The organism is Nonomuraea sp. NPDC050202 (genome assembly GCF_040656115.1).
Lineage (GTDB): Bacteria > Actinomycetota > Actinomycetes > Streptosporangiales > Streptosporangiaceae > Nonomuraea.
Genome location: NZ_JBFALF010000003.1, coordinates 260,558 through 284,530, shown reverse-complemented (window position 1 = coordinate 284,530; position 23,973 = coordinate 260,558). Strand labels below are relative to the sequence as shown.

21 protein-coding genes are annotated in these 23,973 nt (G+C 71.5%); 16 read left to right on the top strand and 5 right to left on the bottom strand.

Translation table 11 applies throughout. The features are described from left to right. Positions 1-29: 29 nt before the first annotated feature. The 11 genes from AB0I79_RS11375 (at position 30) to AB0I79_RS11325 (ending at position 11,824) form a co-directional block, all read left to right on the top strand. A complete protein-coding gene (locus AB0I79_RS11375) occupies positions 30-635 on the top strand; it encodes a TetR/AcrR family transcriptional regulator (protein ID WP_357870379.1) in 606 nt (201 codons plus the stop codon). Continuing rightward, positions 632-1,384 carry an ABC transporter ATP-binding protein gene (locus AB0I79_RS11370; RefSeq protein WP_357870376.1) on the top strand — a complete coding sequence of 251 codons (753 nt, stop codon included), beginning with the start codon at positions 632-634 and terminating at the stop codon, positions 1,382-1,384. Before AB0I79_RS11375 ends, AB0I79_RS11370 begins: the two co-directional genes overlap by 4 nt. Further along, on the top strand, positions 1,375-3,174 hold the full coding sequence (locus AB0I79_RS11365) for a hypothetical protein (RefSeq protein WP_357870373.1): 1,800 nt from the start codon (positions 1,375-1,377) through the stop codon (positions 3,172-3,174). Before AB0I79_RS11370 ends, AB0I79_RS11365 begins: the two co-directional genes overlap by 10 nt. Before the next feature lie 25 nt (positions 3,175-3,199). Beyond that, on the top strand, positions 3,200-3,877 hold the full coding sequence (locus AB0I79_RS11360; RefSeq protein ID WP_357870370.1) for a GntR family transcriptional regulator: 678 nt from the start codon (positions 3,200-3,202) through the stop codon (positions 3,875-3,877). A gap of 90 nt (positions 3,878-3,967) precedes the next feature. Next, entirely contained in the window at positions 3,968-5,584 is a 1,617-nt protein-coding gene (locus AB0I79_RS11355; RefSeq protein ID WP_357870367.1) for an ABC transporter substrate-binding protein, read from the top strand. Further along, a complete protein-coding gene (locus AB0I79_RS11350) occupies positions 5,584-6,543 on the top strand; it encodes an ABC transporter permease (RefSeq protein ID WP_357870364.1) in 960 nt (319 codons plus the stop codon). Before AB0I79_RS11355 ends, AB0I79_RS11350 begins: the two co-directional genes overlap by 1 nt. Then, positions 6,536-7,363, top strand: a complete 828-nt coding sequence (locus AB0I79_RS11345; protein ID WP_185109166.1) for an ABC transporter permease — start codon at positions 6,536-6,538, stop codon at positions 7,361-7,363. Before AB0I79_RS11350 ends, AB0I79_RS11345 begins: the two co-directional genes overlap by 8 nt. Next, positions 7,360-8,325, top strand: coding sequence for an ABC transporter ATP-binding protein (locus AB0I79_RS11340; RefSeq protein WP_357870361.1), 966 nt, complete (start codon positions 7,360-7,362; stop codon positions 8,323-8,325). Before AB0I79_RS11345 ends, AB0I79_RS11340 begins: the two co-directional genes overlap by 4 nt. Next, complete coding sequence (locus AB0I79_RS11335; RefSeq protein ID WP_357870358.1) at positions 8,322-9,284, top strand: oligopeptide/dipeptide ABC transporter ATP-binding protein; 963 nt, start codon at positions 8,322-8,324, stop codon at positions 9,282-9,284. Before AB0I79_RS11340 ends, AB0I79_RS11335 begins: the two co-directional genes overlap by 4 nt. Before the next feature lie 48 nt (positions 9,285-9,332). Then, positions 9,333-11,087, top strand: coding sequence for a gamma-glutamyltransferase family protein (locus AB0I79_RS11330; protein WP_357871630.1), 1,755 nt, complete (start codon positions 9,333-9,335; stop codon positions 11,085-11,087). Then, positions 11,084-11,824 (top strand): sulfite exporter TauE/SafE family protein, encoded by a 741-nt coding sequence (locus AB0I79_RS11325; RefSeq protein ID WP_357870355.1) that lies wholly within the window; start codon positions 11,084-11,086, stop codon positions 11,822-11,824. The genes AB0I79_RS11330 and AB0I79_RS11325 overlap by 4 nt, the downstream gene beginning before the upstream one ends. Before the next feature lie 18 nt (positions 11,825-11,842). On the opposite strand, the gene AB0I79_RS11320 is transcribed toward AB0I79_RS11325, so the two are convergent. The 3 genes from AB0I79_RS11320 to AB0I79_RS11310 all read right to left on the bottom strand — a co-directional run bounded on the left by AB0I79_RS11320 (position 11,843) and on the right by AB0I79_RS11310 (position 14,815). Beyond that, positions 11,843-12,928, bottom strand: coding sequence for a glutamate--cysteine ligase (locus tag AB0I79_RS11320; protein ID WP_357870352.1), 1,086 nt, complete (start codon positions 12,926-12,928; stop codon positions 11,843-11,845). A gap of 75 nt (positions 12,929-13,003) precedes the next feature. Beyond that, positions 13,004-13,654, bottom strand: coding sequence for a M15 family metallopeptidase (locus AB0I79_RS11315; RefSeq protein WP_357870349.1), 651 nt, complete (start codon positions 13,652-13,654; stop codon positions 13,004-13,006). 12 nt (positions 13,655-13,666) lie between these two features. Beyond that, positions 13,667-14,815, bottom strand: coding sequence for an ROK family transcriptional regulator (locus tag AB0I79_RS11310; protein WP_357870346.1), 1,149 nt, complete (start codon positions 14,813-14,815; stop codon positions 13,667-13,669). 136 nt (positions 14,816-14,951) lie between these two features. On the opposite strand from AB0I79_RS11310, the gene AB0I79_RS11305 reads away from it, so the two are divergent. The 4 genes from AB0I79_RS11305 (at position 14,952) to AB0I79_RS11290 (ending at position 19,735) form a co-directional block, all read left to right on the top strand. Then, a complete protein-coding gene (locus AB0I79_RS11305; RefSeq protein ID WP_357870344.1) occupies positions 14,952-16,271 on the top strand; it encodes an extracellular solute-binding protein in 1,320 nt (439 codons plus the stop codon). A 2-nt stretch (positions 16,272-16,273) separates the two neighbouring features. Continuing rightward, positions 16,274-17,284 carry a sugar ABC transporter permease gene (locus tag AB0I79_RS11300; protein WP_357870342.1) on the top strand — a complete coding sequence of 337 codons (1,011 nt, stop codon included), beginning with the start codon at positions 16,274-16,276 and terminating at the stop codon, positions 17,282-17,284. After that, positions 17,281-18,132, top strand: coding sequence for a carbohydrate ABC transporter permease (locus AB0I79_RS11295; protein ID WP_357870339.1), 852 nt, complete (start codon positions 17,281-17,283; stop codon positions 18,130-18,132). Before AB0I79_RS11300 ends, AB0I79_RS11295 begins: the two co-directional genes overlap by 4 nt. Before the next feature lie 70 nt (positions 18,133-18,202). After that, on the top strand, positions 18,203-19,735 hold the full coding sequence (locus AB0I79_RS11290) for a glycoside hydrolase family 3 protein (RefSeq protein WP_357870337.1): 1,533 nt from the start codon (positions 18,203-18,205) through the stop codon (positions 19,733-19,735). A gap of 110 nt (positions 19,736-19,845) precedes the next feature. Here the strand turns inward: AB0I79_RS11290 and AB0I79_RS11285 are convergent, their stop codons facing one another. Next, a complete protein-coding gene (locus AB0I79_RS11285; protein ID WP_357870335.1) occupies positions 19,846-21,027 on the bottom strand; it encodes an ROK family protein in 1,182 nt (393 codons plus the stop codon). A gap of 171 nt (positions 21,028-21,198) precedes the next feature. On the opposite strand from AB0I79_RS11285, the gene AB0I79_RS11280 reads away from it, so the two are divergent. Then, positions 21,199-21,648, top strand: coding sequence for an Rrf2 family transcriptional regulator (locus AB0I79_RS11280; RefSeq protein WP_357870332.1), 450 nt, complete (start codon positions 21,199-21,201; stop codon positions 21,646-21,648). A 127-nt stretch (positions 21,649-21,775) separates the two neighbouring features. On the opposite strand, the gene AB0I79_RS11275 is transcribed toward AB0I79_RS11280, so the two are convergent. Next, positions 21,776-23,863: an NB-ARC domain-containing protein gene (locus AB0I79_RS11275; protein ID WP_357870330.1), complete on the bottom strand. Its 2,088-nt coding sequence runs from the start codon at positions 23,861-23,863 to the stop codon at positions 21,776-21,778. Positions 23,864-23,973: the final 110 nt, after the last annotated feature.

Sequence of the window (23,973 nt, the reverse complement as noted above, 5' to 3'; positions counted from 1 at the left end):
CGTTTGAATGACCGTTTAAAGTTCTGAACGTGCCGCCAGAAAGTCGAACGTTCATTGAAGAGGCGCGCCGGGCTCAGATCATCGAGTGCGCCATCGACGTCCTCGCCGAGCACGGCTACCTCCACACGACCCTGGCCAGGATCGCCAAGCGCGCCAAGATCAGCACCGGCGTCATCTCGTACCACTTCGGCGGGAAGGACCAGCTCATCCAGGCCGTGGTGACGGAGGTGGCCAAGCTGGCCACCGACCTGATGATCCCGCGCATCCTCTCCCAGCCCACCGCCACGGAGGGCCTGCGTGCCTACATCGAGAGCAATCTCGAGTTCATGCGGCTGCATCGCAAACCCCTCCTGGCGCTGGTGCAGATCGTCACGCACGCGGTCGGGGAGGACTCCCGCGCCGGCCCGTACGACCAGCAGGCCGACGTGGCCATCACCGACCTGGAGAAGCTGCTGGACTGGGGCCGGCGCACCGGCGAGTTCCGCGACTTCCACCTGCGCAGCATGGCCATCGCCATCCGGGGCGCCATCGACGCCGTGCCCGGCCGCCTGCTCAACGACCCCGACTTCGACCTCGACCTGCTCACCCGCGAGCTGGTCACCACTTTCACCCTCGCTACCAGGAGACACCCATGACAGCGCCGGCGTTAGAGATCAAGGGTCTGGCCAAGACCTTCGGCGAGAACACCGCGGTCGACCACGTCGACCTCGACGTCCCCCAGGGCTCCTTCTACGGCCTGGTCGGGCAGAACGGCGCCGGCAAGACGACCACGCTGTCCATGGCGGTGGGCCTGCTGCGGCCCGACGCGGGGACCGCGCGGATCTTCGGGGCGGACGTGTGGTCCGACCCCGCCAAGGCCAAGCAGCTCGTCGGCGTGCTGCCCGACGGGATGGCCATGCCCGAGCGGCTCACCGGCCGGGAGGTGCTGACCTACCTCGGCCTGCTGCGCGGGCTGAGCAAGGAGGTGGTGGCCGAGCGGGCCGAGGAGCTGCTGTCGGTACTGGAGCTGGACGTGGCGGAGAAGACGCTGGTCATCGAGTACTCCACCGGCATGCGCAAGAAGATCGGCCTGGCCACGGCGCTGCTGCACGCGCCCAGGCTGCTGGTGCTGGACGAGCCGTTCGAGGCGGTGGACCCGGTGTCGGCGGCGACGATCAAGCAGATCCTGCGCGGTTTCGTGGCAGGTGGCGGCTCGGTCGTGCTGTCCAGCCACGTGATGGCGCTGGTGGAGCAGCTCTGCGACCACGTGGGCGTGATCGACAAGGGCCGGGTGGCAGCCGCCGGCCCGCTGGAGAAGGTACGCGGCGCGGCGACGCTGGAGGACAGGTTCGTCGAGCTGGTCGGCGCCGGCTCCACTGCCGCCAGGGGGCTGTCATGGCTGTAGCGCTCACCATGGCCAGGATGAAGCTCTCGATCCTGCGCCACTCGACCAAGGGCCAGCAGGGCGGCATGATGGCCTCCGCCGGCAGCCTCGGCGTCCTGCTGGCGGGCGGCACGATCGTCCTGGCGTTCCTGGGCGGCGACTGGCTGGCCGCCGCGTACTCGGTGTGGATGCTCGGCTGGATCATCGGCCCGGTGTTCTCCGGCGGCGGTGACGAGACGCTGCGGCCGGAGTTCTTCTCGCTGCTCGGGCTGCGGCCGCAGCGCATGGCCGCGGGGCTGCTGGTGGCGGCGTTCGTGGGGGTGGCCCCCGCGGTGAGCCTGCTCGCGCTGGCGGGGCTGGTGGCCGCGGGCGTGCGTGAGGGCGTCGCCGGAGCGCTCGTGGCCGTGCCGGCGATGGTGTTGCAGCTCGCCGTGTTCGTGCTGCTGTCGAAGGTGAGCGTGGCGCTGATGGGGCTCGCGCTGGGCTCCAGGATCGGGGCGATCGGCGCCGGGGTGGTCAACGGGGTGATCCTCGCCTTCCTGGGGCAGATCTGGGTGTTCATGGCGGCCTTCGGGCAGGGCGGGCAGATCCCGGAGGTCGTCCGGTACCTGCCGTCCGGGTGGGGGCTGCTCGCCGTCCAAGGTGAGTACCTGGCGCTGGCCGCGATGGCGGTGCTGGTCGTGCTGCTGCTGCTGGCGTGGGCGGCGCTGCTGACCAGGCGGGCGGGCCGGAGCCGGCCCTCGACGCGGGGCCGCAGGCCGATGCGGGCCGGCACCCCGCACGGCGCCGTGGTGGCCAAGGAGCTGCGGTCGTGGACGCGGGACCTGGTGCGCAACCACCAGCTCGCGTTCGCCTTCACGTACGGCGTGGCGTTCGCGGCCGTGCCGCTGATGCTGGGCATCGAGGAGATGTTGCCGCTGGCCGCGCCGCTGTTCATCATGATGGCGGCGGCGATGACCGCCAACGTGTACGGCACCGACGGCACCGCCCACTGGCTGACGCTGATGACGCCGGGCGCCTCCGACGTGCGGGGCCGTCAGCTCGCCTGGCTGGCGGCGGTGGGGCCGGTCGGGCTGGCGCTGGCGGTGATCTGCACCGCGGTCGTGGACGGGCCGTGGCCGCTGGTCATGGCGGCCACGTTCGCGTTGCTCGGCGGGGCCGTGGGGCTGGTGCCGCTGGTGTCGGTGGCCGGGCTGATCCCGGGCATCGACCCGAAGAACCGGGGCGGCAACCCGCTGCGGACGAGCGAGGACGACGGCTCGGCCACCGGCATGGCGTACCTGATGCTGGCCCTGGTGGCGCTCACCGCGGCGCCCGCCGTGGCGGTGGCGGTGTTCTTCGGCTGGTGGGGCGTGCCGGCCGGGCTGCTGTCCGGGGCGTTGTGCTGGTGGGGGTTCGGCCTGCTGGCGGAGCGGCGGCTGACGGCCAGGGGGCCGGAGCTGCTGCACCTCATGCGTACGGGGCGGGCGCCCGAGAGCGGCAAGGCGGCGCCGGGGACGTTCCAGCTGCCCGAGAGCATGTCGCGGACGCAGCGGATGATCGTGCTGATCTGCGCGTCGTTCGGCGCGATCCCGCTGGTGCCGCAGGGCATCGTGGCCATGGTCTTCCTGACGAACGGGCAGCTCCAGCACTCGTGGTTCCTGGCCACGCACGTGTCACCCGGCCTGCGCTGGCCGGTGGCGATCGGATTCGTCCTGCTCGGCCTGGGCATGTACGGCACCGCCCTGTGGCTGTGGTTGCGCGCCAGGAAGGCGGAGAAGCCGGCGGGGGAGGTTACGGACGCCGATAAGCTCGCGGCGCAACACCACTAACATCTTGTATACGATAAATCCCCCTATGACTGATATGACGCTGGGCGGGGCCCATCAGACCTTGCGTGACGAGGTCACCAAGGAGCTGCGCCGCCGCATTCTCTCCGGTGAGCTCGCCCAGGGTGAACGCCTGGTCGAGGACCGGCTGGCCGCCGCGCTCGGCGTCTCGCGCAACCCCGTACGCGAGTCCATCCGGGTCCTGGCCGCCGAGGGTTTCATCCAGGTCGTGCCCCGCCTGGGCGCCACGGTGGCCAGGCTGTCGGCGGAGGAGGGCGAGGAGCTCTTCGACGTGCGCATGGCCATCGAGGGCCTGGCGGCGCGGCTGGCCGCGCGCAAGCGCTCCCCCGCCACGGCCGACCGGCTGCGCCGGCTGCTGGACCAGGCGCGGGAGGCGGTCGAGGCGGGGCGACTGGAGGAGGTGGCCGATCTCAACACGGCCTTCCACCTGGCCGTGGGCGAGGCGACGGGGAACTCGTACCTGGCGCTGATGATGAAACCCATGCTCCAGCGGGCGCAGTGGGTCTTCAGCCAGACCGCCGCCGCGCGCGGGCCGCACTCCTGGACCGAGCACCTGAGCCTGTGCGAGGCGATCGCGGCGGGCGACGAGGACGAGGCGCAGGCCAGAGCCATCGCGCACGTGGCAGCCGCCCGGCGGTCGTTCCTGCAGGCCGTGGGCCGCAGGACAAAACACCCAAACGATTAGGAAACGCTCAGATAACAACATAGGGTGATGAAACACCGCTGAAATGTGGCATCTTGTATACAGTCTCCTAAACGTTTCAACGGAGGCCCCATGCGACCGTCCCCCAAGGTCGTCGCGGCGCTCGTCACCCTTCCCCTCGCCCTTGCGGCCTGTGGCGGAGGCGGGACGAGCAACACGCCCGCGGCACCGAGTTCCATAGCCAGCGCCTCGGCCGACCACCGGCCGGTCAAGAACGGCGGCACGCTCAACATCGCGCTCAACGCCGACCCCGACGCCCTGGACCCGAGCATCTCGACCACGCTCGTGGGCCGCGAGGTGTTCGCGAACATGTGCGAGAAGCTCTACGACATCGACGCGTCCTCCACCCTGATCCCGCAGCTCGCCGCGGCCATGCCCGAGCTGTCGGACGGCGGCAGGGCAGTGACGATCAAGCTGCGCGAAGGCGTCAAGTTCAACGACGGCACCGCGCTCGACGCCGAGGCGGTCAAGAAGTCGCTGGACCGGCACCGCACCTGGGAGAAGTCAGCACGGCAGGCCGACCTGGCCGCCGTGTCCAAGGTGGAGGTGGTCGACCCCGCGACGGTGAAGCTCACGCTGACGCAGCCGTTCACGCCGCTGACCGCGCAGCTCGCGGACCGCGCCGGCATGATCATGTCGCCGAAGGCGCTGGACTCCGAGGGCGACAACTTCGGTGCCGCCCCGGTCTGCGCCGGGCCGTTCAAGTTCGCCGGCCGCACCTCCGGCAGCCAGATCGTGCTGGAGAAGTCGGCAGACTACTACGACGCCGCCAAGGTCAAGCTCGACAAGCTCGTATACAAAATCATCGTCGACCCCAACGTGCGGGCCGCGAACCTCAAGTCCGGCGACGTGCAGGTGGCCGACCAGCTCGCCACGAACACGGTCGCGGGCGTGCAGTCCGACCCGAACCTGACCGTCGTGTCCGGCGGCGGCCTCGGGTACTACGGCTTCCAGATCAACATCGGCAACGCCAGTGGCTCCACCGAGAAGCCGGGGCCGATCGACACGCCGCTGGGCAAGAGCCCCGAGCTGCGCGAGGCGTTCGAGCTGGCGCTCGACCGCGACGCCATCAACAAGGCCGTCTACAACGGGCTGCACGAGGTCGACTGCTACCCCGTCCCCCTGGACAGCCCGTACCGGCCGAAGGACCTGACCTGCCCCAAGCGTGACCTGGCCAAGGCCAAGCAGCTCGTGCAGGCCTCCGGCGTGCCGACGCCGATCCCGGTCACCCTCGCCACCCCGAACGACGCCGTCAACCAGCGCCTGGCGCAGGTCATCCAGTCGATGACTAAGGAGGCCGGCTTCAACGTGAGCGTGCAGACGGCCGAGTTCGTCAGCGTGCTGGAGCAGGGCAAGGCCGGCAAGTTCGACGTCCTGCTGAGCGGCTGGTCCGGCCGCGTCGACCCGGACGGCAACCTCACCAACTTGGTCACCACCCAGGGCAGCAACAACTACGCGGGCATGTCCGACCCCGGCATCGACGACCCGATCAAGCAGGCCGCCGCCGAGACCGACACCGCCAAGCGGGCCGAGCTGTACGGCAGCGCCATGAAGAAGGCCGCCGAGCTGCGCGGCGTGGTGTACCTGTACCACAACCTGTACTACCTCGGCATGCACAAGACCGTCGCCGGCGTCCAGTACTTCAAGGACGGCCTGCCCCGTTACGTCACCGCCGGGTTCGCCGCCTGATGCTCTGGTTCATCCTCCGGCGCTGCGGATCGGCCGTGCTCGTGCTGTTCCTGTCCAGCGTCCTGATCTTCCTGGGCATCCGGGCGCTGCCCGGTGACCCGGCCTCGGTCATGGCCGGCCAGGAGGCCTCGCCGGCCGCGATCGAGGCCATCCGCAAGGAGTTCGGCCTGGACAAGCCGCTGCCCGCGCAGTACCTGGACTACGTCGGACAGACCCTCACCGGCAACTTCGGCCGCTCGACCCAGGACCAGCTCCCCGTGGCCGACATCCTCGCCGAGCGGCTCCCGGTGACGCTGGAGCTGTCGCTGCTGGCCATGCTGGTCGCGATCGTCGTCGGCGTGGGGGCGGGCATCGTGGCCGCCGTCCGCCGCGGCAAGTTCGCCGACTACGTGGCCACCGGGTTCGGCCTGGCCGGGCTGTCGGTGCCGCACTTCTGGCTGGGCCTGCTCGGCATCCTGCTGTTCGCCGTCACCTGGCGCGTGCTGCCGGCCTCCGGGTACGTGCCCTTCACCGAGGACCCGGCCGGGAACCTGCAGCGCATGATCCTGCCGGCCCTCGTGCTCGGCACCGGCTTCGCGGCGATCCTGATGCGGCAGACCCGCTCGGCCATGCTGGGCGCGCTGTCGGCCGACTACGTCAGGACCGCCAGGTCCAAGGGCCTGTCCGAGGCCAAGGTGGTGGGCGCGCACGCGCTGCGCAACAGCCTGACCACCGTGGTGACCGTGCTCGGCCTGCAGCTCGGCGCGCTCATCAGCGGCGCCGTGGTGACCGAGCAGATCTTCGTCATCCCCGGCTTCGGCAAGCTCACCGTGGACGCGGTGCTGACCAGGAACTACCCCGTCATCCAGGCGGTCGTGCTGGTCACGGTCATCGGCTACGTGCTGGTGAACCTGCTGGTCGACATCGCCTACGCCTTCCTCAACCCCCGGATCAGGCTGTCGGGAGGCTCCCGTGACTAGGCACTGGCGACGTTTCAGGCGCCGGCCGATGCCGATGGCGGGCCTGGTGCTGGTGGTCGCGTTCGTCCTGCTGGCCCTGATCGGCCCGCTGGTGACCGGCGACCCCGCGGCCCAGGACTACCTGGCCACGCTGGCGCCCCCGTCGGGCGCGCACCCGATGGGCACCGACGACCTCGGCCGGGACGCCTTCGCCCGGATCGCGCACGGCGCCCAGGTCTCGCTGCAGGCGGGCGTGCTGTCCACGCTGCTGGCGATGGTGGTGGGCATCCCGATCGGGCTGGTCGCCGGCTTCTACCGGCGCTGGCTGGACCCGATCGTGATGCGGCTGGTGGACGTGACGCTGGCCTTCCCGTTCCTGGTGTTCGCGGTCGGCCTGGCGGCGATCATCGGGCCGTCGCTGAAGGGCGTCGTGCTGGCGCTGGGCTTCTCCCAGCTCCCCGCGATCATCCGGATCACCCGCGGCGAGGTGCTGGCGGTCAGGGAGATGGACTACGTGGCCGCGGCCATCGCCGACGGCGCGGGCGACGGGCACATCATCTTCCGTTACGTGCTGCCGAACTGCGCCAGCCCGCTCATCGTGCAGGCCACGGTGGCCATCCCGGCGGCGATCATCGGCGAGTCCACGCTGTCGTTCCTGGGTCTGGGCGTGCAGCCGCCGACGCCGTCGTGGGGCGTGATGCTGACGACCGCGCAGCAGTACCTGAGCGACGCGCCGTGGCTGGCCATCTGGCCCGGCCTGATGATCGCTCTGGCCACGCTCGGCTTCAACCTGCTCGGCGACGGGCTGCGTGACGTACTGGACCCGAGGAGCCACCGATGAGCCTGCTGGAGATCACCGACCTCAAGGTCGGCTTCGACACCGAGGACGGCCTCGTCCAGGCGGTCAGGGACATCTCGCTCACCCTGGACGAGGGCGAGATCCTCGCGCTGTGCGGGGAGTCGGGCTGCGGCAAGTCGGTCACCGCGATGTCCATTCCCCGGCTGCTGCCGCCCGCCACGACGCGGCTGTCCGGCTCGATCAAGCTGGACGGCCGCGAGCTGACCACGCTGCCCGAGCCGGAGATGCGGCAGGTGCGCGGCAAGACCGTCTCGGTCGTCTTCCAGGAGCCGATGACCTCGCTGAACCCGTCGTTCACGGTCGGCTACCAGATCACCGAGGTGCTGCGCCGGCACGAGAAGCTGTCGCGGCAGGCCGCCGCCAAGCGGGCCGTGGAGCTGCTGGAGCTGGTCGGCATCCCCGCCCCGGTGCGCCGGATGAAGGAGTACCCGCACCAGCTCTCCGGCGGCATGCGGCAGCGCGTGATGATCGCCATCGCGGTGGCCTGCTCGCCGCGGGTGCTGATCGCCGACGAGCCCACCACGGCGCTCGACGTGACGATCCAGGCGGGCGTGCTGGACGTCTTCCGCGACCTGCGCGACCGGCTCGGCACCGCGATCATCCTCATCACGCACGACCTGGGCGTGGTGGCCGACATCGCCGACAGGGCCATGGTCATGTACGCGGGCCGCGCCGTCGAGCAGGCCCCGGTGGCCGAGCTGTTCGCGAACCCGCGGCACCCGTACACGCTGGGCCTGATGAAGGCCCTGCCCTCCGCCGCCGTGAACGGCCGCCTGGCGGAGATCCCCGGCATGGTGCCCTCGCCGCTGTCGGACCCCGACGAGTGCGCGTTCCGTGACCGCTGCCCGCGCGCCCAGGAGGACTGCGCGCTGTCGCGGCCCCCGCTCACCCGCCAGGCCGACGAGCATCTGGCGGCCTGCTTCCACCCCGGAGGTCAGTCGTGATCCTGCGGATCGACAACCTGGTCAAGCACTACGGCCCCGTGCGGGCCGTGGACGGCCTGTCGCTGGAGATCGGCGAGGGCGAGGTGCTCGGCCTGGTCGGCGAGTCGGGCAGCGGCAAGTCCACGGTCGGCAAGTGCGTGCTGCGCCTGACCGAGCCGACCGCGGGCACGATCGAGCTGGGCGGCAGGGACATCACCCACCTGTCGCGCCGGGCCATGCGCCCGCTGCGCAGGGACGTGCACATGGTCTTCCAGGACCCGTTCTCCTCGCTCAACCCGCGTTTCACGATCGAGCGGATCGTGGCCGAGCCGCTGCTGCGGCACAAAGTGACCGACCGGCGCGAGGTCGCGAACCGGGTGGCGGCCATGCTGGAGAAGGTCGGGCTGCGCCAGGAGATGCGCAGGCGGTTCCCGCACGAGCTGTCCGGCGGGCAGCGGCAGCGGGTGGGGCTGGCCAGGGCGCTGATCCTGGAGCCCAAGCTGGTCGTGGCGGACGAGCCGGTGTCGGCGCTGGACGTGTCCGTGCAGGCGTCGGTGCTCAACCTGATCACCGACCTGCAGCGCGACATGGGGTTCTCGTGCCTGTTCATCACGCATGACCTGTCGGTCGTGGAGTTCCTGGCCGACCGGATCGCGGTCATGTACCTGGGCAGGATCGTGGAGTCGGGGCCGACGGCCGAGATCTTCGCCGGGCCGCGGCATCCGTACACGCAGGCCCTGCTGTCGGCCGCGCCGGTGGCGGACCCGGCCAAGCAGCGGGAGCGGCGCAGGATCGTGCTCGGCGGCGACGTGCCGAGCCCGATGGACCCGCCGCCCGGCTGCCGCTTCCACACGCGGTGCCCGCTCGCCTACGACGAGTGCCGCACCTCGGAACCTCTTTTGAACGACCCGCGTGGCAGCGGTCACCCCGCCGCGTGCCACCTGGTAACGGCGGACCGCGTCCCCGACGCGGCCAAGTAAGGAGAAATCTTGTTCACCACCAGGCCCGAGCTGTCGGGCGACTTCGGCATGGTCGCCAGCACCCACTGGCTGGCCTCGGCCACCGGCATGGGCGTCCTCGAACGCGGCGGCAACGCGTTCGACGCCGCGGTGGCGGCCGGGTTCGTGCTGCAGGTCGCCGAGCCGCACCTGAACGGCCCCGGCGGCGAGGTGCCGATCCTGTTGTGGAGCGAGGCCGAGCAGAAGGTGTCGGTCGTGTGCGGGCAGGGCGTGGCCCCCGCCGCGGCCACCATCGAGCGCTTCGCCGAGCTCGGCCTGGACGTGGTGCCCGGCACCGGGCTGCTGGCGGCGACCGTGCCGGGGGCGTTCGGCGGCTGGATGCTGATGCTGGAGCGCTGGGGCACCTGGTCGCTGGCCGACGTGCTGGCGCCCGCGATCCACTACGCCGAGCACGGCGTGCCGGTGCTGGAGCGGATCTCGGCCACGATCGGCTCGGTCGAGGAGCTGTTCAGGCAGGACTGGCCGACGTCGGCGGCCACCTGGCTGCCGGATGGGAACGTTCCGAAACCCGGCTCGAAGCTGGCCAACCCCGTGCTGGCCGCCACCTACCGCCGGCTGGTCGCCGAGGCCGAGGCCGCGTCGAGCACCCGCGAGGGACAGCTCGCCGCCGCCAGGAAGGCCTGGTACGAGGGCTTCGTCGCCGAGGCGATCGCCGGGTTCAGCGCCACGACCGCCTGGCGTGACAGCTCGGGCGAGGTGCACGGCGGCCTGCTCACGGGCGACGACCTGGCGGGCTGGTCGGCCTCGGTGGAGGAGCCGCTGACCTTCGACTACCAGGGCTGCACCGTGGCCAAGACCGGGCCGTGGGGTCAGGGGCCGGCGTTCCTGCAGCAGCTCGCCCTCCTCGACGGGTTCGACCTGGACGGGATGGACTTCCTGGGCGCCGACTACCTGCACACGGTGACGGAGGCCGCCAAGCTGGCCTTCGCCGACCGCGAGGCCTGGTACGGCGACACCGACGTGCCCATGGCCGACCTGCTGAGCCCGGCCTACAACGCCGAGCGGCGGCGGCTGATCGGCGCCGAGGCCAGCCTGGAGCTGCGCCCCGGGGCCCCCGGCGGGCGGGCGCCCCGGCTGCCCGTCTTCCCCGACCCCGGCACGGCCAGCGACGCGCCCGGCCTGTCCGGCGCCCGCAAGCCGCAGGGGGTCGGCGAGCCGACGGTGTCGCGTGACGGCATGGTCAAGGGCGACACCTGCCACGTGGACGTCGTGGACCGCTTCGGCAACATGGTGTCGGCCACCCCCAGCGGCGGCTGGCTGCAGAGCTCCCCCACCATCCCCGAGCTGGGCTTCTGCCTGGGCACGCGGGCCCAGATGTTCTGGCTGCAGGAGGGCGTGGCCACCGCGCTGCGGCCCGGCGCCCGCCCGCGTACGACGCTGTCGCCGTCGTTCGCGCTCAGGGACGGCAAGCCGTGGCTGGCGTTCGGCACCCCGGGCGGCGACCAGCAGGACCAGTGGAGCCTGAACTTCTTCCTCGCGGTCGTCCACGGCAGGCTCAACCTGCAGGAGGCCATCGACGCCCCCATGTTCCACTCCGAGCACTTCCCCAGCTCGTTCTTCCCGCGCGGCTCCCGTCCCGGCGTCATGCACGTCGAGGACCGCGTGGACGCGGGCGTCATCGCGGAGCTGCGCCGGCGCGGGCACGAGGTCGAGGTGCAGGGCCCGTGGTCGCTCGGCCGGCTGAGCGCGGTCGCCCGTGACGGCGCCTTCCTCAAGGCCGCCGCCAACCCGCGTGGCGCCCAGGGCTACGCTGCCGGCCGATGACCGACCTGCTCTTCCTGGTCGGTGCCGGCCTGCTGGCCGGTGTGGTGAACGCCCTGGCGGGCGGGGGGACGCTCATCTCGTTCCCCGCCCTCCTGGCGCTGGGTTACCCGGGCCTGACCGCCACCGTCACCAACGCGGTGGCGCTGTGGCCCGGCTATCTGGGGGGTGTGCTCGGCTACCGGGCCGAGCTACGGGGGCAGCGGCGCAGGGCCACCCTGCTGTCGATCACGGCGGTGCTGGGGGCGTGCGTGGGCAGCTCGCTGCTGCTGCTCACGCCGGGCAAGCTGTTCGAGTCGATGGTGCCGTGGCTGGTGGCCTTCGCCAGCCTCGCCCTGCTCGCGCAGCCGTGGCTGCGCAAGCTCATCGGCGGGGAGGCCGACGGGCGCACCAGCCGCATGGTGTACGCCGGGGTGTTCCTCGGCGGCTGTTACGGCGCCTACTTCAACGGCGGCATGGGCGTGGTGCTGCTGACCGTGCTCGGCCTGTTCCTGCACGACAGCCTGCATCGCGTCAACGCCGTGCGGGCCGTGCTCTCGCTGGTCGTCAGCTCGGTCTCGGTCGTCGCGTTCTCGCTGTTCGGGCCCGTGGAGTGGAAGGCCGCGGCAGTGATCGCGCCGGCCAGCCTGGCGGGCGGCTTCCTCGGCACCCGCCTGGCCAAGCTGATGCCCGCCAAGGTGCTCAGGGGCGTGGTGGTCGCCTTCGGCCTGGGAGTCGCGGTGGCGCTGGCCCTGCACTAGGCCTGCACTAGGCCTGCACTAGGCCACCGTCGCCTCGATGAGGTCGTCCACCACCTCCTCGAGGGCGTTCCCCTTCGCGTACGCCCGCCGCTGCCGCATGGCGCCCGACCCCTTGCGCAGCAGCCGGTCGAGGCCCTCCTGGATGAACGTCAGGTCGCCGGCCTCGGCCAGCGCCGGGCGTACGTGCTCCAGGAGGCGCCCGGCCAGCACGGCCGCGGGCACGAGGGTGCCGTGCCGTACGTCGAGGCTGTCGCCTTGCAGCCCGTCGCGGGCGGCCCGCCAGTAGGCGGCGCGCAGCACCTCGGCCGGCACGGGCAGCCCGCGGTCGCCGCGCGCGACGGCGGCCAGCGCGGTGACCACCAGCCCGCGGATGAGCCCGATCAGGGTGAGGCTGTCGGCCACGTCGAGCGGCACGTCGGCCACCCTGATCTCGACGGTGGGCAGGCGCGGCGACGGGCGGGTGTCCCAGTAGACGGTCTTGGCGTCGAGCAGCACGCCCGACTCCGCGAGCGCCCGCAGGGCCAGCTCGTACGCCCCGAACGACGGGAAGTACGGAGGCGCGCCGGAGACCGGCCACCGCCCCCAGCTGATGACCCTCCAGGAGGCGTACCCGGTGTCGCGGCCCACGAAGAACGGCGAGTTGGCGGCCAGCGCGATCAGCGTCGGCAGCCAGGGCCGTAAGTGGTTGCCCACGTAGACGGCGTGCTCGGCGTCGGGCACGTCCACGTGCACGTGCAGGGCGCAGATGCTGATCTCGTCCTGCAGCGCGCGGTAGAGCGTGCGGCCCTGGTGGTAGCGGTCGTCGTCGGTGAGCGGCGGCGGCATGACGTTGCCGAGCACGGGGATGCCGCTGGCGACGACGGCCAGGCCGCACGAGCGGGCCGCGCCCGCCACCTCCTTGCGCGCCGCGCGCAGTTGCGAGCCGAGCTCGCTCAGGTCGGCGGAGGGCGGCGTGCGGGCCTCCACCTGGAATCGGGTGATTTCATGCACCACGTCAAGCATGTCCGTCGCGGCGGCCAGCACCTCGGCCGCCCGGGGAGCCACGTGGCGAGTGCGGGGATCGACGATGAGGTACTCCTCCTCGATCCCGATGAGTGGAACCATGCCCACACCTCGCTGGGGAGTCCAACCCTCCGTAGGGAGTTGTGCCCCTACCTCACCCCCCGGAAAACCAGGTTGTCAGAGCGTGAACTCCACGGGGCCGTAGAGCGCGTGCGCGGCGCGGGTGGACATCGCCCAGTAACGGTCGCCGTACGACCAGTGCCACCACTCGGTGGGGTAGTTGACCAGGCCGGCGGGCTCCAGCGCGGCGGCGAGCAGCTTGCGGTGGGCGCGGGCGTCGTCGGAGATGTTCGGGGCGGCGGTGTAGCAGGCACCGGAGCTCTGCTCCGGATTGTCGTTGACCTCGGTGCCCATGTCGTACTCGGTGCCGTCGGGCGCGCACAGGGTCAGGTCCACGGCGGCGCCGGCGGTGTGCGGGGCCACCTCGACCGGGGAGACGTAACGGCTGGCCGCGACGTACGACTCCTCAGGGCTCAGCCCGGTGAGGGTCGCGCGGTACTCGTCGAAGATCCGGCGCTGGGTGGCGACGGGGCGGTACCCCTCGACGATCAGCAGGTGGTAGCCGTCGGGCAACAGGCTCTCCGCGTGCTCCAGGCGCTCCAGCACGCCGGAGCGCAGGTGGGCGTAGGCGCCCTGCTCGTCGGCCAGGCGCGGGTCCACGCGCAGCCGCCCGCGCACGTCCGCGAGCGGTTCGCCGCTCTCCTGCACCGGGATCGAGGTCACGCGGGGGTCCGAGATCAGCACGACCTCGTTCGGGGACTGCCACATGGGCAAGAATTCTCACACAGTGTCGGAGAAGACCTGCTCCCGGGCCTGTTCCAGGGCGGCCACCAGGGCGCCGCGCAGCACCGGGTTGCCCGCGACCCTGGTCGTGACGACGGTCGGGCGGCTCGGGCACACCCGGGCCACGGCCTCCTGCACCTTGGCCGCCAGCCGCTCGCCGCCTGCCCGGCCGATGTCGCCGCTGAGCACGATGAGGCCGGGGTCGAGCACGACGGTGACGGCCGCCGCGCCCAGGGCCAGCCGGGCGGCCACGGCGTCCAGGTAGCCCTCGTCGCCGCCGCGTACCAGGTCGGGCACCGTGTGGCCGCTCACGCCGCGCTCGTCGGCCAGCCCGCGCAGCGCGTCGTGGCCCACCAGGCGCTGGAACGAGCCCGTCTGCGGCCGGGTGACGTCGGTGGGCAGCGGCTCGCCGGGGACGGGCAGCCAGCCGATCTCGCCCGCGCCGCCGGTGATGCCACGGTGCAGCCGGCCGCCCAGCATGACGCCGAGGCCCTGGCCGACGCCGGCCCAGATGACCACGAAGTCGTCGTGGCCGATGGCCGCGCCGTGCCGGTGCTCGGCCAGGGCGACCAGGTTGACGTCGTTCTCGATGGTCACCGAGGCGCCGAGCGTCTCGCGCAGGCTGGCCAGCACGCCGACGTGCCAGGCCGGCAGGTCCACCGAGATGCGCACGTCGCCGGTGGCCGGGTCGACCACGCCTCTGGTGCCGATGACGAACGCGCGCAGTTGCGACAGGCTGACACTGGCGGCGTCGCACGCCCGCTGCACCGCGGCGTGCACCGCCTTGACCGGATCGCGCGCGTCGGAGGGGTTGACCGTGATCTCGACCACGACCCTGCCTGTGATGTCCGCCACACCCACGGTGAGGCTGTCGGGCAGGACCTCCAGCCCGGCGACGTACGCGCTCGACGGGACCACGGCGTACAGGGCGGCGTGCGGCCCCCTGCCTCCCGCCCGCTCGCCCGCGACCTCCACGAGCCCCCGCTCCTCCAGGCGCGCAAGGAGCTGACCTGCGGTTACCTTGGAGAGCCCGGTCCGCTCACCGAGCTCGGCACGGGTGAGAGGACCGTCTCCGAGGAGCAGTTCGAGCGCGGCGCGGTCGTTCAACCGGCGCAGCAACCGGGGAGTTCCCGGGTCTCGGCTCATCGGCGCACCCTTCTCGTCACGATCGGCTAACGAGCGTTTCTTTTAAGAAAGTTTCTTGTTAGTTTACCAGCATCGTTCGGATTTGACGATCAGCCTGGTGCGGACCGTAGGCCAGCACCCGGGAAGGGAGAACCCTGTGAGGATCGCGAAGATCACAGCCGCTACGGTCACCACGGCCGCGCTGGCCCTGGGCCTGGCCGCCTGTGGCTCCGGTGGCTCCGCTGAGCAACCCCCCACGTCCTCACCCAGCGCCGCCGCCTCCGGCCCCAAGTTCGCCGGCAAGACGCTGAGCGTCTGGCGGCTCGGGAACAGCAACCCGGCCGCGGCCACGTACATGGAGGAGCTCAACGCCGAGTTCACCAAGCAGACCGGCGCGCAGGTCAAGCTGGAGTGGATCCCGTGGCCCCAGGTGGCCGACAAGTTCGCCGCCGCCGCCACCGGCACCGGCCCCGACGTGACCGAGATCGGCAACGACCAGGTCCCGATGTGGCAGAGCCAGGACGCGCTGACGCCGATCACCGACATCGCCCGCGAGGGCGACCGGGCGCAGATCCCCCAGAACCTCTACGGCTACGAGACCGTGGACAACGAGATCTACGCCGTGCCGTGGGGCGCGGGGGCCCGCGCGGTGCTCTACCGCAAGGACTGGTTCGAGGACCTCAAGATCGAGGTCCCGAAGAGCTGGGACGAGCTCGTCGCCGCGGCCAAGAAGATCCAGGCCGAGAAGAAGGGCGTGGACGGCTTCGCCTTCAACGGCGGCTCGGACGCCAACCACCTGCTGGCGGCCTTCGCCTGGTCCGAGGGCGGCGAGTACGCCGTCAAGGAGGGCGACAAGTGGGTCGGCAAGCTCACCGAGCCCGGCTTCCAGAAGGGCTTCGAGACCTACACCGGCCTGGTCACCGGCGGCCTGTCCAACAAGGCGAACCTGACGCACGACACCACCCACATCCGCACCCGCTTCGCCAACGACAAGGTCGCGATGTACCTCACCGCGGCCTGGGACCTGTCGGGCATCGAGGAGGAGTCCAAGGGCAAGCTGAAGGGCGACAAGATCGGCTTCTTCCCGCTGCCCGCCAAGACCGGCGGCGTGGCGCCCTCCTTCTTCGGCGGCAACGACATCGCGCTGTGGGGCACCACCCAGCAGGCCGACCTGGGCAAGGAGTACATCAAGCTGGCCACCAGCAAGACCTGGGCCGACCGGTACGCCAAGGAGGGCGGCCTGCTCCCGGTCTACCCCGACACCCTGCAGGCGATGAACGAGGACCCGGCGCAGGGCGCGTTCGCGCAGGCGTTCGCCAAGGCCAAGGCCTTCCCCGCCGACCCCAACTGGTCCGAGGCGGACGCGACCAAGGCGGTGCTGCAGAACGCCGCTCGTGAGGTCATCGAGGGCAAGAAGGACGCCGCCACCGCCCTCGCTGACGCCAACAAGGAACTCGAAGAGATCCTGAACCAGTAACGATGGCGAACACGACAACGGTCACCCGGGGCAGGGGTTCCTCTCCCTCCCCGGGACACCGGCGCAAGAACGCCGGGCGTGTGCGCGCCAGCGGGCTGCCGGCCTGGAGCGTCCCGTACGTCCTGCTCGTCCCCGGCCTGCTGGTCATCGCCGGCCTGCTGCTCTACCCGATGGTCCAGCTCGGCATCATGTCGTTCCAGAAGGTCGGGCTGGCCCAGGTGAGGGGGACCAGGCCCGCCGAGTGGGTCGGCCTGGACAACTTCGAGAAGGTCCTGTCCAACGACATCTTCTGGTCGGCCCTGCGCAACAGCCTGGCCTTCGCCTTCTTCGGCGTCAGCCTCACGCTGATCCTCGGCACCGCGGTCGGCGTGCTGCTGCACCGGCTGGGCAGGAAGATGTCGCTGTTCGTGGTCATCGGCTGCATGTTCGCCTGGGCCGTGCCGCCCGTGGCGCAGGGCGTCATCTGGCGCTCCCTGTTCGACGCGGAGGCCGGCATCGTCAACTGGGCGCTGGACCTGCTGCCCGACTGGCTGGCCGCACCGCCGGCGGGCCAGACGAGCTGGGCCGGCACCCCCTGGCTCAACGACACCCTGCCCCTCTACATCGCGCTGGTCATCTGCGTGGTGTGGGCCGGGTTCCCGTTCATCGCCGTCTCCGTGCTGGCCGGCCTCAAGGGCATCCCCGCCGAGCTGTACGAGGCGGCCAAGGTGGACGGGTCGGGGGCCTGGCACACGTTCAGGAAGATCACCCTGCCCATGCTCAGGCCGGTCTTCGCCGTTCTCACGATGCTGTCGATCATCTGGGACTTCAAGGTGTTCAGCCAGCTCTACGTGCTCATGAACGGGCCCACGAACCGTGACGGCTTCAACCTGTCCATGTACGCCGTCGCCGAGGCGTTCCGGCCCCCGCAGAAGCTGGGCACCGGCGCGGCGATCTCCATCGTCCTGACGATCATCCTGCTCATCATCACCGTCTTCTACGTCAGGCAGATCGTGAAGCAGGAGGAGATGTGACCCCGATCGCCCGCAAGAGGCTCGGCAGGGTCCTTCTGAACGCCGCCGGCCTGCTGGTCTTCCTGTTCGCGACCTTCCCCGTCTACTGGATGGTCTCGACCGGCTTCAAGCAGAACGACCAGATCTTCACCACGGAGTTCATCCCGTTCCCGACGCACTTCACCTTCGAGCACTTCGAGCGGGTGCTGACCGAGGGCGTCGCGAACAACTCCATCTGGCTCTACATGCGCAACAGCGCGATCGTGGCGCTCGGCACCGTGCTCATCGGCTCGGCCTTCGCCCTGCTGTCGGCCACCGCCATCGCCCGCTTCCGGTTCAAGGGCCGCGGCGCCTTCCTCATCACGCTGCTCATCGTGCAGATGTTGCCGTCGGAGGGGCTGCTCATCCCCCTCTACATGATGGTCAAGCGGGTCGGGCTCGGTGACCAGCTCCTCGGGCTGATCGTCACCCAGGTCGCGCTGACGCTGCCGTTCGGCGTGTGGATGTTGCGGACGTTCGTCGCCGCGGTGCCCAAGTCGCTGGAGGAGGCCGCCTGGATCGACGGGGCCAGCCGGATGACGACGTTCTGGAGGGTGCTGTTCCCGCTGGTCGCGCCGGGGCTGGTGGCCACGAGCATCTTCTCGTTCATCACCGCGTGGAACGACCTGGTCTTCGCCCTCTACCTGATGTCGGGTTCCGAGGGGTACACGATGCCGGTCGCCCTGCAGTTCTTCTTCGGCCAGGAGGGCGTCGACTGGGGCGCGATCATGGCCGGGTCCACCCTGATGACGATTCCGGTCGTCGTCTTCTTCCTTCTCGTGCAACGCCGCATGGTCCAGGGGCTGACGGCGGGCGCCGTGAAGGGCTGACCAATCCCGAAATATCCGTACGGTGCCGCCGGCACCGTACCCGACCCTGCCTTGATACGGATGAGGAGCCATGAGTCAGAGTGATCGGGGGCTGCGCCGACTCGCGGCCGGCACGCTGCTCGTCGCCTTCCAGGGCACCACGGCGCCCGACTGGGTGCTGCGCGAGCTGGAGCACGGCCTCGGCGGCGTGACGCTCTTCGGCTTCAACGTGGCCGACCCCGGCCAGGTGCTCGCCCTGACCACCGCGCTGAGGGGAGCCGGTGAGCCCGTCATCTCGCTCGACGAGGAGGGCGGGGACGTGACGCGGCTGGCCTACCACGTCGGCAGCCCGTACCCCGGGAACGCGGCGCTGGGGGCCGTGGACGACGTGGAGCTCACCCGCCGGGTCTACCGGGCCATCGGGTCCGAGCTGGCCGCCTGCGGCATCAACCTGGACATGGCGCCAAGCGCCGACGTCAACACCGAGGCCGACAACCCGGTGATCGGCACCAGGTCGTTCGGCACCGAGCCGGAGCTGGTGGCCAGGCACACGGTCGCCGCCGTCCAGGGCCTCCAGTCGGTGAACGTGGCCGCCTGCGTCAAGCACTTCCCCGGGCACGGCGCCACCCGCGTCGACTCGCACGTGGCCGTCCCGGTCGTGGACGTCAGCCTCGACGTGCTGCGCGAGCGGGAGCTGGTGCCGTTCCGCGCCGCGATCGGGGCGGGCGCCAAGTCGGTGATGACCGCGCACGTGGCGGTGCCGGCGGTGACGGGCCACACGCCCGCCACGCTGTCCGGCGCCGCGCTGACCGGGCTCCTCAGGGGCGAGCTCGGCTACGACGGCGTGGTCGTCACCGACGCGCTCGACATGCAGGCGATCACCAGGAGCGTGGGCCTGGCCGGGGGTGCCGTGCTCACCCTCGCGGCCGGCTCGGACCTGCTGTGCCTGGGGCCGCTGCCGACGTACGACGACGTGCAGGCCATCATCGCCGAGATCGTCAGCGCCGTGCGCGAGGGCAGGCTGCCCGAGTCCAGGCTGGAGGAGGCGGCGGCGCGGGTCGCGGCGCTGCGCTCCTGGGCCGCCGCGCCCGCGCGGACCGCAGCCGTCGGAGCCGTCGCTGCCGACCTGGACAGCGCCGACCAGAACAGCACCGGTCAGAACGGCGCCGGTCAGAACGGCGCCGAGCAGAGCGTGGCCGAGCAGAAGGTGGTCGGTCTGCACGCCGCCCGCCGCGCCGTCCGCCTCACCGGCTCCGCCGCCCCGCTCGTCGAACCCCTGGTGATCGAGGTGGACACCCCGCCGACCATCGCCGTGGGCGACGTGCCGTGGGGTGTAGGGCCCTGGCTGCCCGACGCCGAGATCCTGCGCGTCAAGCCCGCCGCCGCCGACGTACCCGGCCTGCTGGCCAAGGCCGACGGCCGCTCGCTGGTGGTGGTCGTCAAGGACGCGCACCGCCACCACGAGAGCCAGGACCTGGTCTCGGCGCTGGTGTCGGCCCGTCCGGACACGACGGTGATCGAGATGGGGCTGCCGGTGTGGCGGCCGGACAGCGCCGCCTACATCGCCACGTACGGCGCCGCCCGCGCCAACGCCCAGGCCGCCGTCGAACTCCTCACCGCCTAGGCCGCCCGGTCCCAGGCGCGTGTCAGGAGGCCGGCAACTCCTCACGCGCCTGGCCCAGCGCGCCGATCACGAGGTCGGCAACCCCCTACGCGCCTGGCCGAGCGTGCCGGTCAGGAGGTCAGCAACTCCTCACGCGCCTGGTTCAGCGCCGCCAGCACGGCCCCCCGCAACACCGGGTTCCCGTCGGTCACCGTGGTCGTGACGACCTGCGGCCGCACCGGGCAGATGCGTGCCACGGCCTCCTCCACCCGGGACGCCAGCGCACCACCACCGGCGTGCCCCACCTCCCCGGCCAGCACCACCAGCCCGGGATCGAGGATCACGCACACCGCCGCCACCCCCAGCGCCAGCCGCTGCGCGATCTCGTCCAGCAGCGGCTCTCCCTCGGCGCCCGCCGCCACCGCCACCTTGACGCACTCGGTAGCGCTCCCGGCCGCGAAGCCGTAGCTCTGCGCCAGCTCGGTCACCGCCTCGGCGCTGACCAGCGACTGCAACCCACCGGCCAGCGAGGGCAGCCGCCCCGGCAGCGTACGGATGTCCTCGGGCAGCGGCACCCCGGGCACCGGCAGGTAGCCGATCTCCCCCGCGCTGCCCGAGCGCCCCCGGTGCAGCTTGCCGCCGAGCGTGACGGCCAGCCCCAGGCCACGGCTGGCCCACAGCAGCACGAAGTCGTCGAGCCCCTGCGCGGCCCCGTCGACGCGCTCGGCGATGGCGGCGAGGTTGACGTCGTTCTCGATCGTCACCTGGCGCCGCAGGTCTCCCGCCAGGGCTTCGTGGATGCCCTCGTGCCAGCCCGGCAGGTCGAAGGAGAAGCGGATGTCGCCGCTGCGCGGATCGACCACGCCGGGGGTGCCGATGACGACGCCGCGCAGCTTGGAGATGCTCACCTTGGCGCTGCGGCACGCCTTGACGATCGCCCCGTGCACCAGCGAGACGGGGTCGTCGTGGCCGTCGGGGTCGACGGTGACCTCGGCGATCGTGTTGCCGTGGATGTCGGCGACGGCCGTGGAGATCAGCTCGGGCCCGACCTCGAGGCCGGCGACGTACGCGCTGGAGGCGATCACCGAGTAGAGCGCCGCGTTGGGCCCCCGCCCGCCGGCCTGCGTGCCGACCACCTCGACCAGCCCGCGCTCCTCGAGCCTGGCCAGCGTCTGCGACGCCGTGACCTTGGACAGACCGGTCTGGATGCCGATCTGCCCCCGCGTCATCGGGCCGGTCGCCAGCAACAGCTCCAGCGCGGCCCGGTCGTTGATCTCCCTGAGCAATCTGGGCACACCAGGGCGTCGCTCCACGCTGAATCCCACCGTCAAATCGAAAAGGTTGTTGGAAGTTTAGCGCTCCCATTCTCGCCTGGTGTGAAGGTCGATTTCCGCACCTGGGACGCGCCCGGCGCGAGCGGATCTCGTGCCCGTTCTGGCAGGCTTGCGCCTAACCAGTGTTGACCAGGAGGGATAATCGAGAACATGCGCCTATCCGCTCGTGTCGACTACGCCCTCCGCGCCGCCGCTGAACTGGCCGCAGCCGGTGCGGGCCCGACCACCGTGGGCGAGCTCGCCAAGGAGCAGGACATGCCGCCCAAGTACCTGGAGAACATTCTGCTGCAGATGCGCCGCGCCGGGCTGGTGCGCGGGCAGCGCGGGCCGGAGGGCGGCTACGTGCTGGCCAGGCCCGCCTCCGACATCTCGCTGGCCGACGTGATCCGCGCCGTGGACGGCCCGCTGGCCAACGTGCGCGGCGAGCGGCCCGAGCACGTCGGCTACCGGGGCCCGGCGGAGTCTCTGCAGCAGGTCTGGATCGCGTTGCGGGCCACCGAGCGGTCGATCCTGGAGGAGGTCACGCTCGAACAGGTCGCCTCCGGGGCGCTGCCCGAGCGCATCCGCCAGCTCACCTCCGACCCCGCCGCCTGGGACTGACCCGCCCACCATCCGATCCGGCCCGCTACCCGGCCCGTCCACGGATCCGATCCGGCCCGCCACCTGGTCCCGCCCGACCGTGGCATGACCGCGGCCGGCGGGCGTTGGGCGTGGAGGGGGCGGGTGGTCAGCGGGCCGTCGGCACGCCCAGCGCGTACGCGACGCCCGCGTCCAGATCGGTGTCCCGCCCGGCGCGGAAGGCGCTGTCGTAGGCCTGGTCGCCGAGCACCCCGCGCACCTCCCTCTCGCAGGCCCGCCGGGCGGCCACGAGCTCCGGCGTGCCGATCTGGTGCTTGCCCACGGTGTCCCAGATCTGGTCGGCCAGCCCCAGCATGCGGGCGGCCCGCTCCCCCTCCCCTGCCGCCACCGCCGCCGGCGCGAGCACGTCGATCGCCATCGCCATCCCCAGGCTGTCGTGCAGCCGCCACTTGACCTCCAGCGCCGCCTTCGCGTACGCCCGCGCCTGCTCCGGCCGCCCGCACGCCAGCTCGGCCTGGGCCCGCAGGACGTCGCCGTACGCGCGCTGCCAGCGCTCACCGTGCTGGTCGCAGAGCGTACGCAGCCGTTCCAGCGCGGCGATGCCGTCCTCGAAGTCGCCGACCATCGTCCTGCTCATGCCGTAGCTGGTGTGGGCCAGCAGCACGGGGAAGCAGAACAGCGAGCGTTCCTCCTGCTCGATCACCTTCCTGGCCGCCTCGGCCGCCCGCGCGTTGTCGCCCATGATGATGCCGGCGCAACTGATCGCGCACCAGGCCATCAGCGTCGCCTCCACGTCCCCCTGCTCCTCGGCCTCGGCCGCGCACTCGGCGGCCAGCTTCTCCGTGAGCGCCCCCTCGCCCTGGCACACCAGGACCAGCGCGCACGCCCACATGGCCTTGCGGCGCGCGGGGCCTGGCGCGCGGTCCAGGGCCAGCGCCCGCTCCAGGAAGTGCCGTCCCTCCTGGAGGAAGCCGCAGGGGTACCAGAAGAACCACAGCGCCCCGGCCAGCTCCAGCGCGGTGTGCCCCTCCGGCCGCACCAGGGCGAACTGCAGCGCCGCCCGCAGGTTGGGCAGCTCGACGGTCATCCGGTCGTACCAGGCGTACTGGTCGGGGCCGATCCAGCAGGCGTCGCCCTCCCTGGCCAGCGCCAGGTAGTAGTCGCGGTGCCGTCGCCTGACGCGCTCGTCGTGGCCGAGGTCCTTCAGCCAGATGGCGCCGAACTCGCGGATCGTGTCCAGCATCCGGTAGCGGTCGCCCGCCCCTGTCGGCTCCCAGATCAGGATCGACTTGTCCGCGAGCGATTCGAGCAGTTGCGGGATCTGCCAGCTCGGCAGCCGGTCGTCGGCGCAGACCTGCTTCACGGCCACCGGGTCGATGCCGCCGGCGAACACCGAGGCCCGCGCCCACAGCAACCGCTCGGCGGGGGTGCAGAGCTGGTGACTCCATCCGATCGCGGTACGCAGGGCCTGGTGCCAGGGCGGGTCGGCGTCGTAGACCCTGTGGTCGGTCGTGCCGAGGACGGTGAAGCGGTCCTCCAGCCGCTCGGCCAGCCGCTCGGGGGACAGCTCGCGCAGCCGGGCGGCGGCCAGCTCGATGGCCAGCGGCAGCCCTTCCAGCCGCCGGCACACCCGCATCAGGGCGTCGCGGTTGCGCTCGTCGATCACGAAGCCGGGCACCGTGGCCGCGGCGCGGTCGAGAAGCAGTTCCAGCGCGTCGCCCTCCTGCCACTCGTCGCCCTCGGGGACCGGCAGCGGCTCCACCGTACGGACCTGCTCCTCCGCGCAGCCCAGCGGCCTGCGGCTGGTGGCCAGGACGCGCAGCCGGGGCGCGGCGGCGAGCAGCGTCCCGGCCGCCGCCGCGCAGGCCTCGGTCAGGTGCTCGCAGGTGTCGAGCACGAGCAGGAGCTCCCGGTCGGCGAGGTAGTCGGCCAGCACCTCGGTGACCGGCCGCGAGCTCTGGTCGCTCAGCGGCAGCGCCTCCGCGATCGCGTACGGCAGCGCGCTGCCCTCCACCAGCGGCGACAGCGCCACCAGCCAGACCCCGTCGGCGAACTCCGCCCGCAGCTCGGCGGCGGCCCGCAGGGCGATCCTGGTCTTCCCGACCCCGGCCACTCCCGTGACCGTCACCAGCCGGGAACTGCCCAGCAGCGCCCGCACCCCGTCCACCTCCTCGCGGCGACCGATCAGTCTCGTGCTCTCACTGGGGAGGTTTCCCTGCCACTGGCTGACTTGCATGATCGTCACCTCACAGGATTCGGCCTGTCCCACAGTTTGCCGGAATCGCTCCCGCACCGTCACTAAAAGTGAGAAGGTGGCTACTCGCGAGCGCAACCCCCTGAGGACCC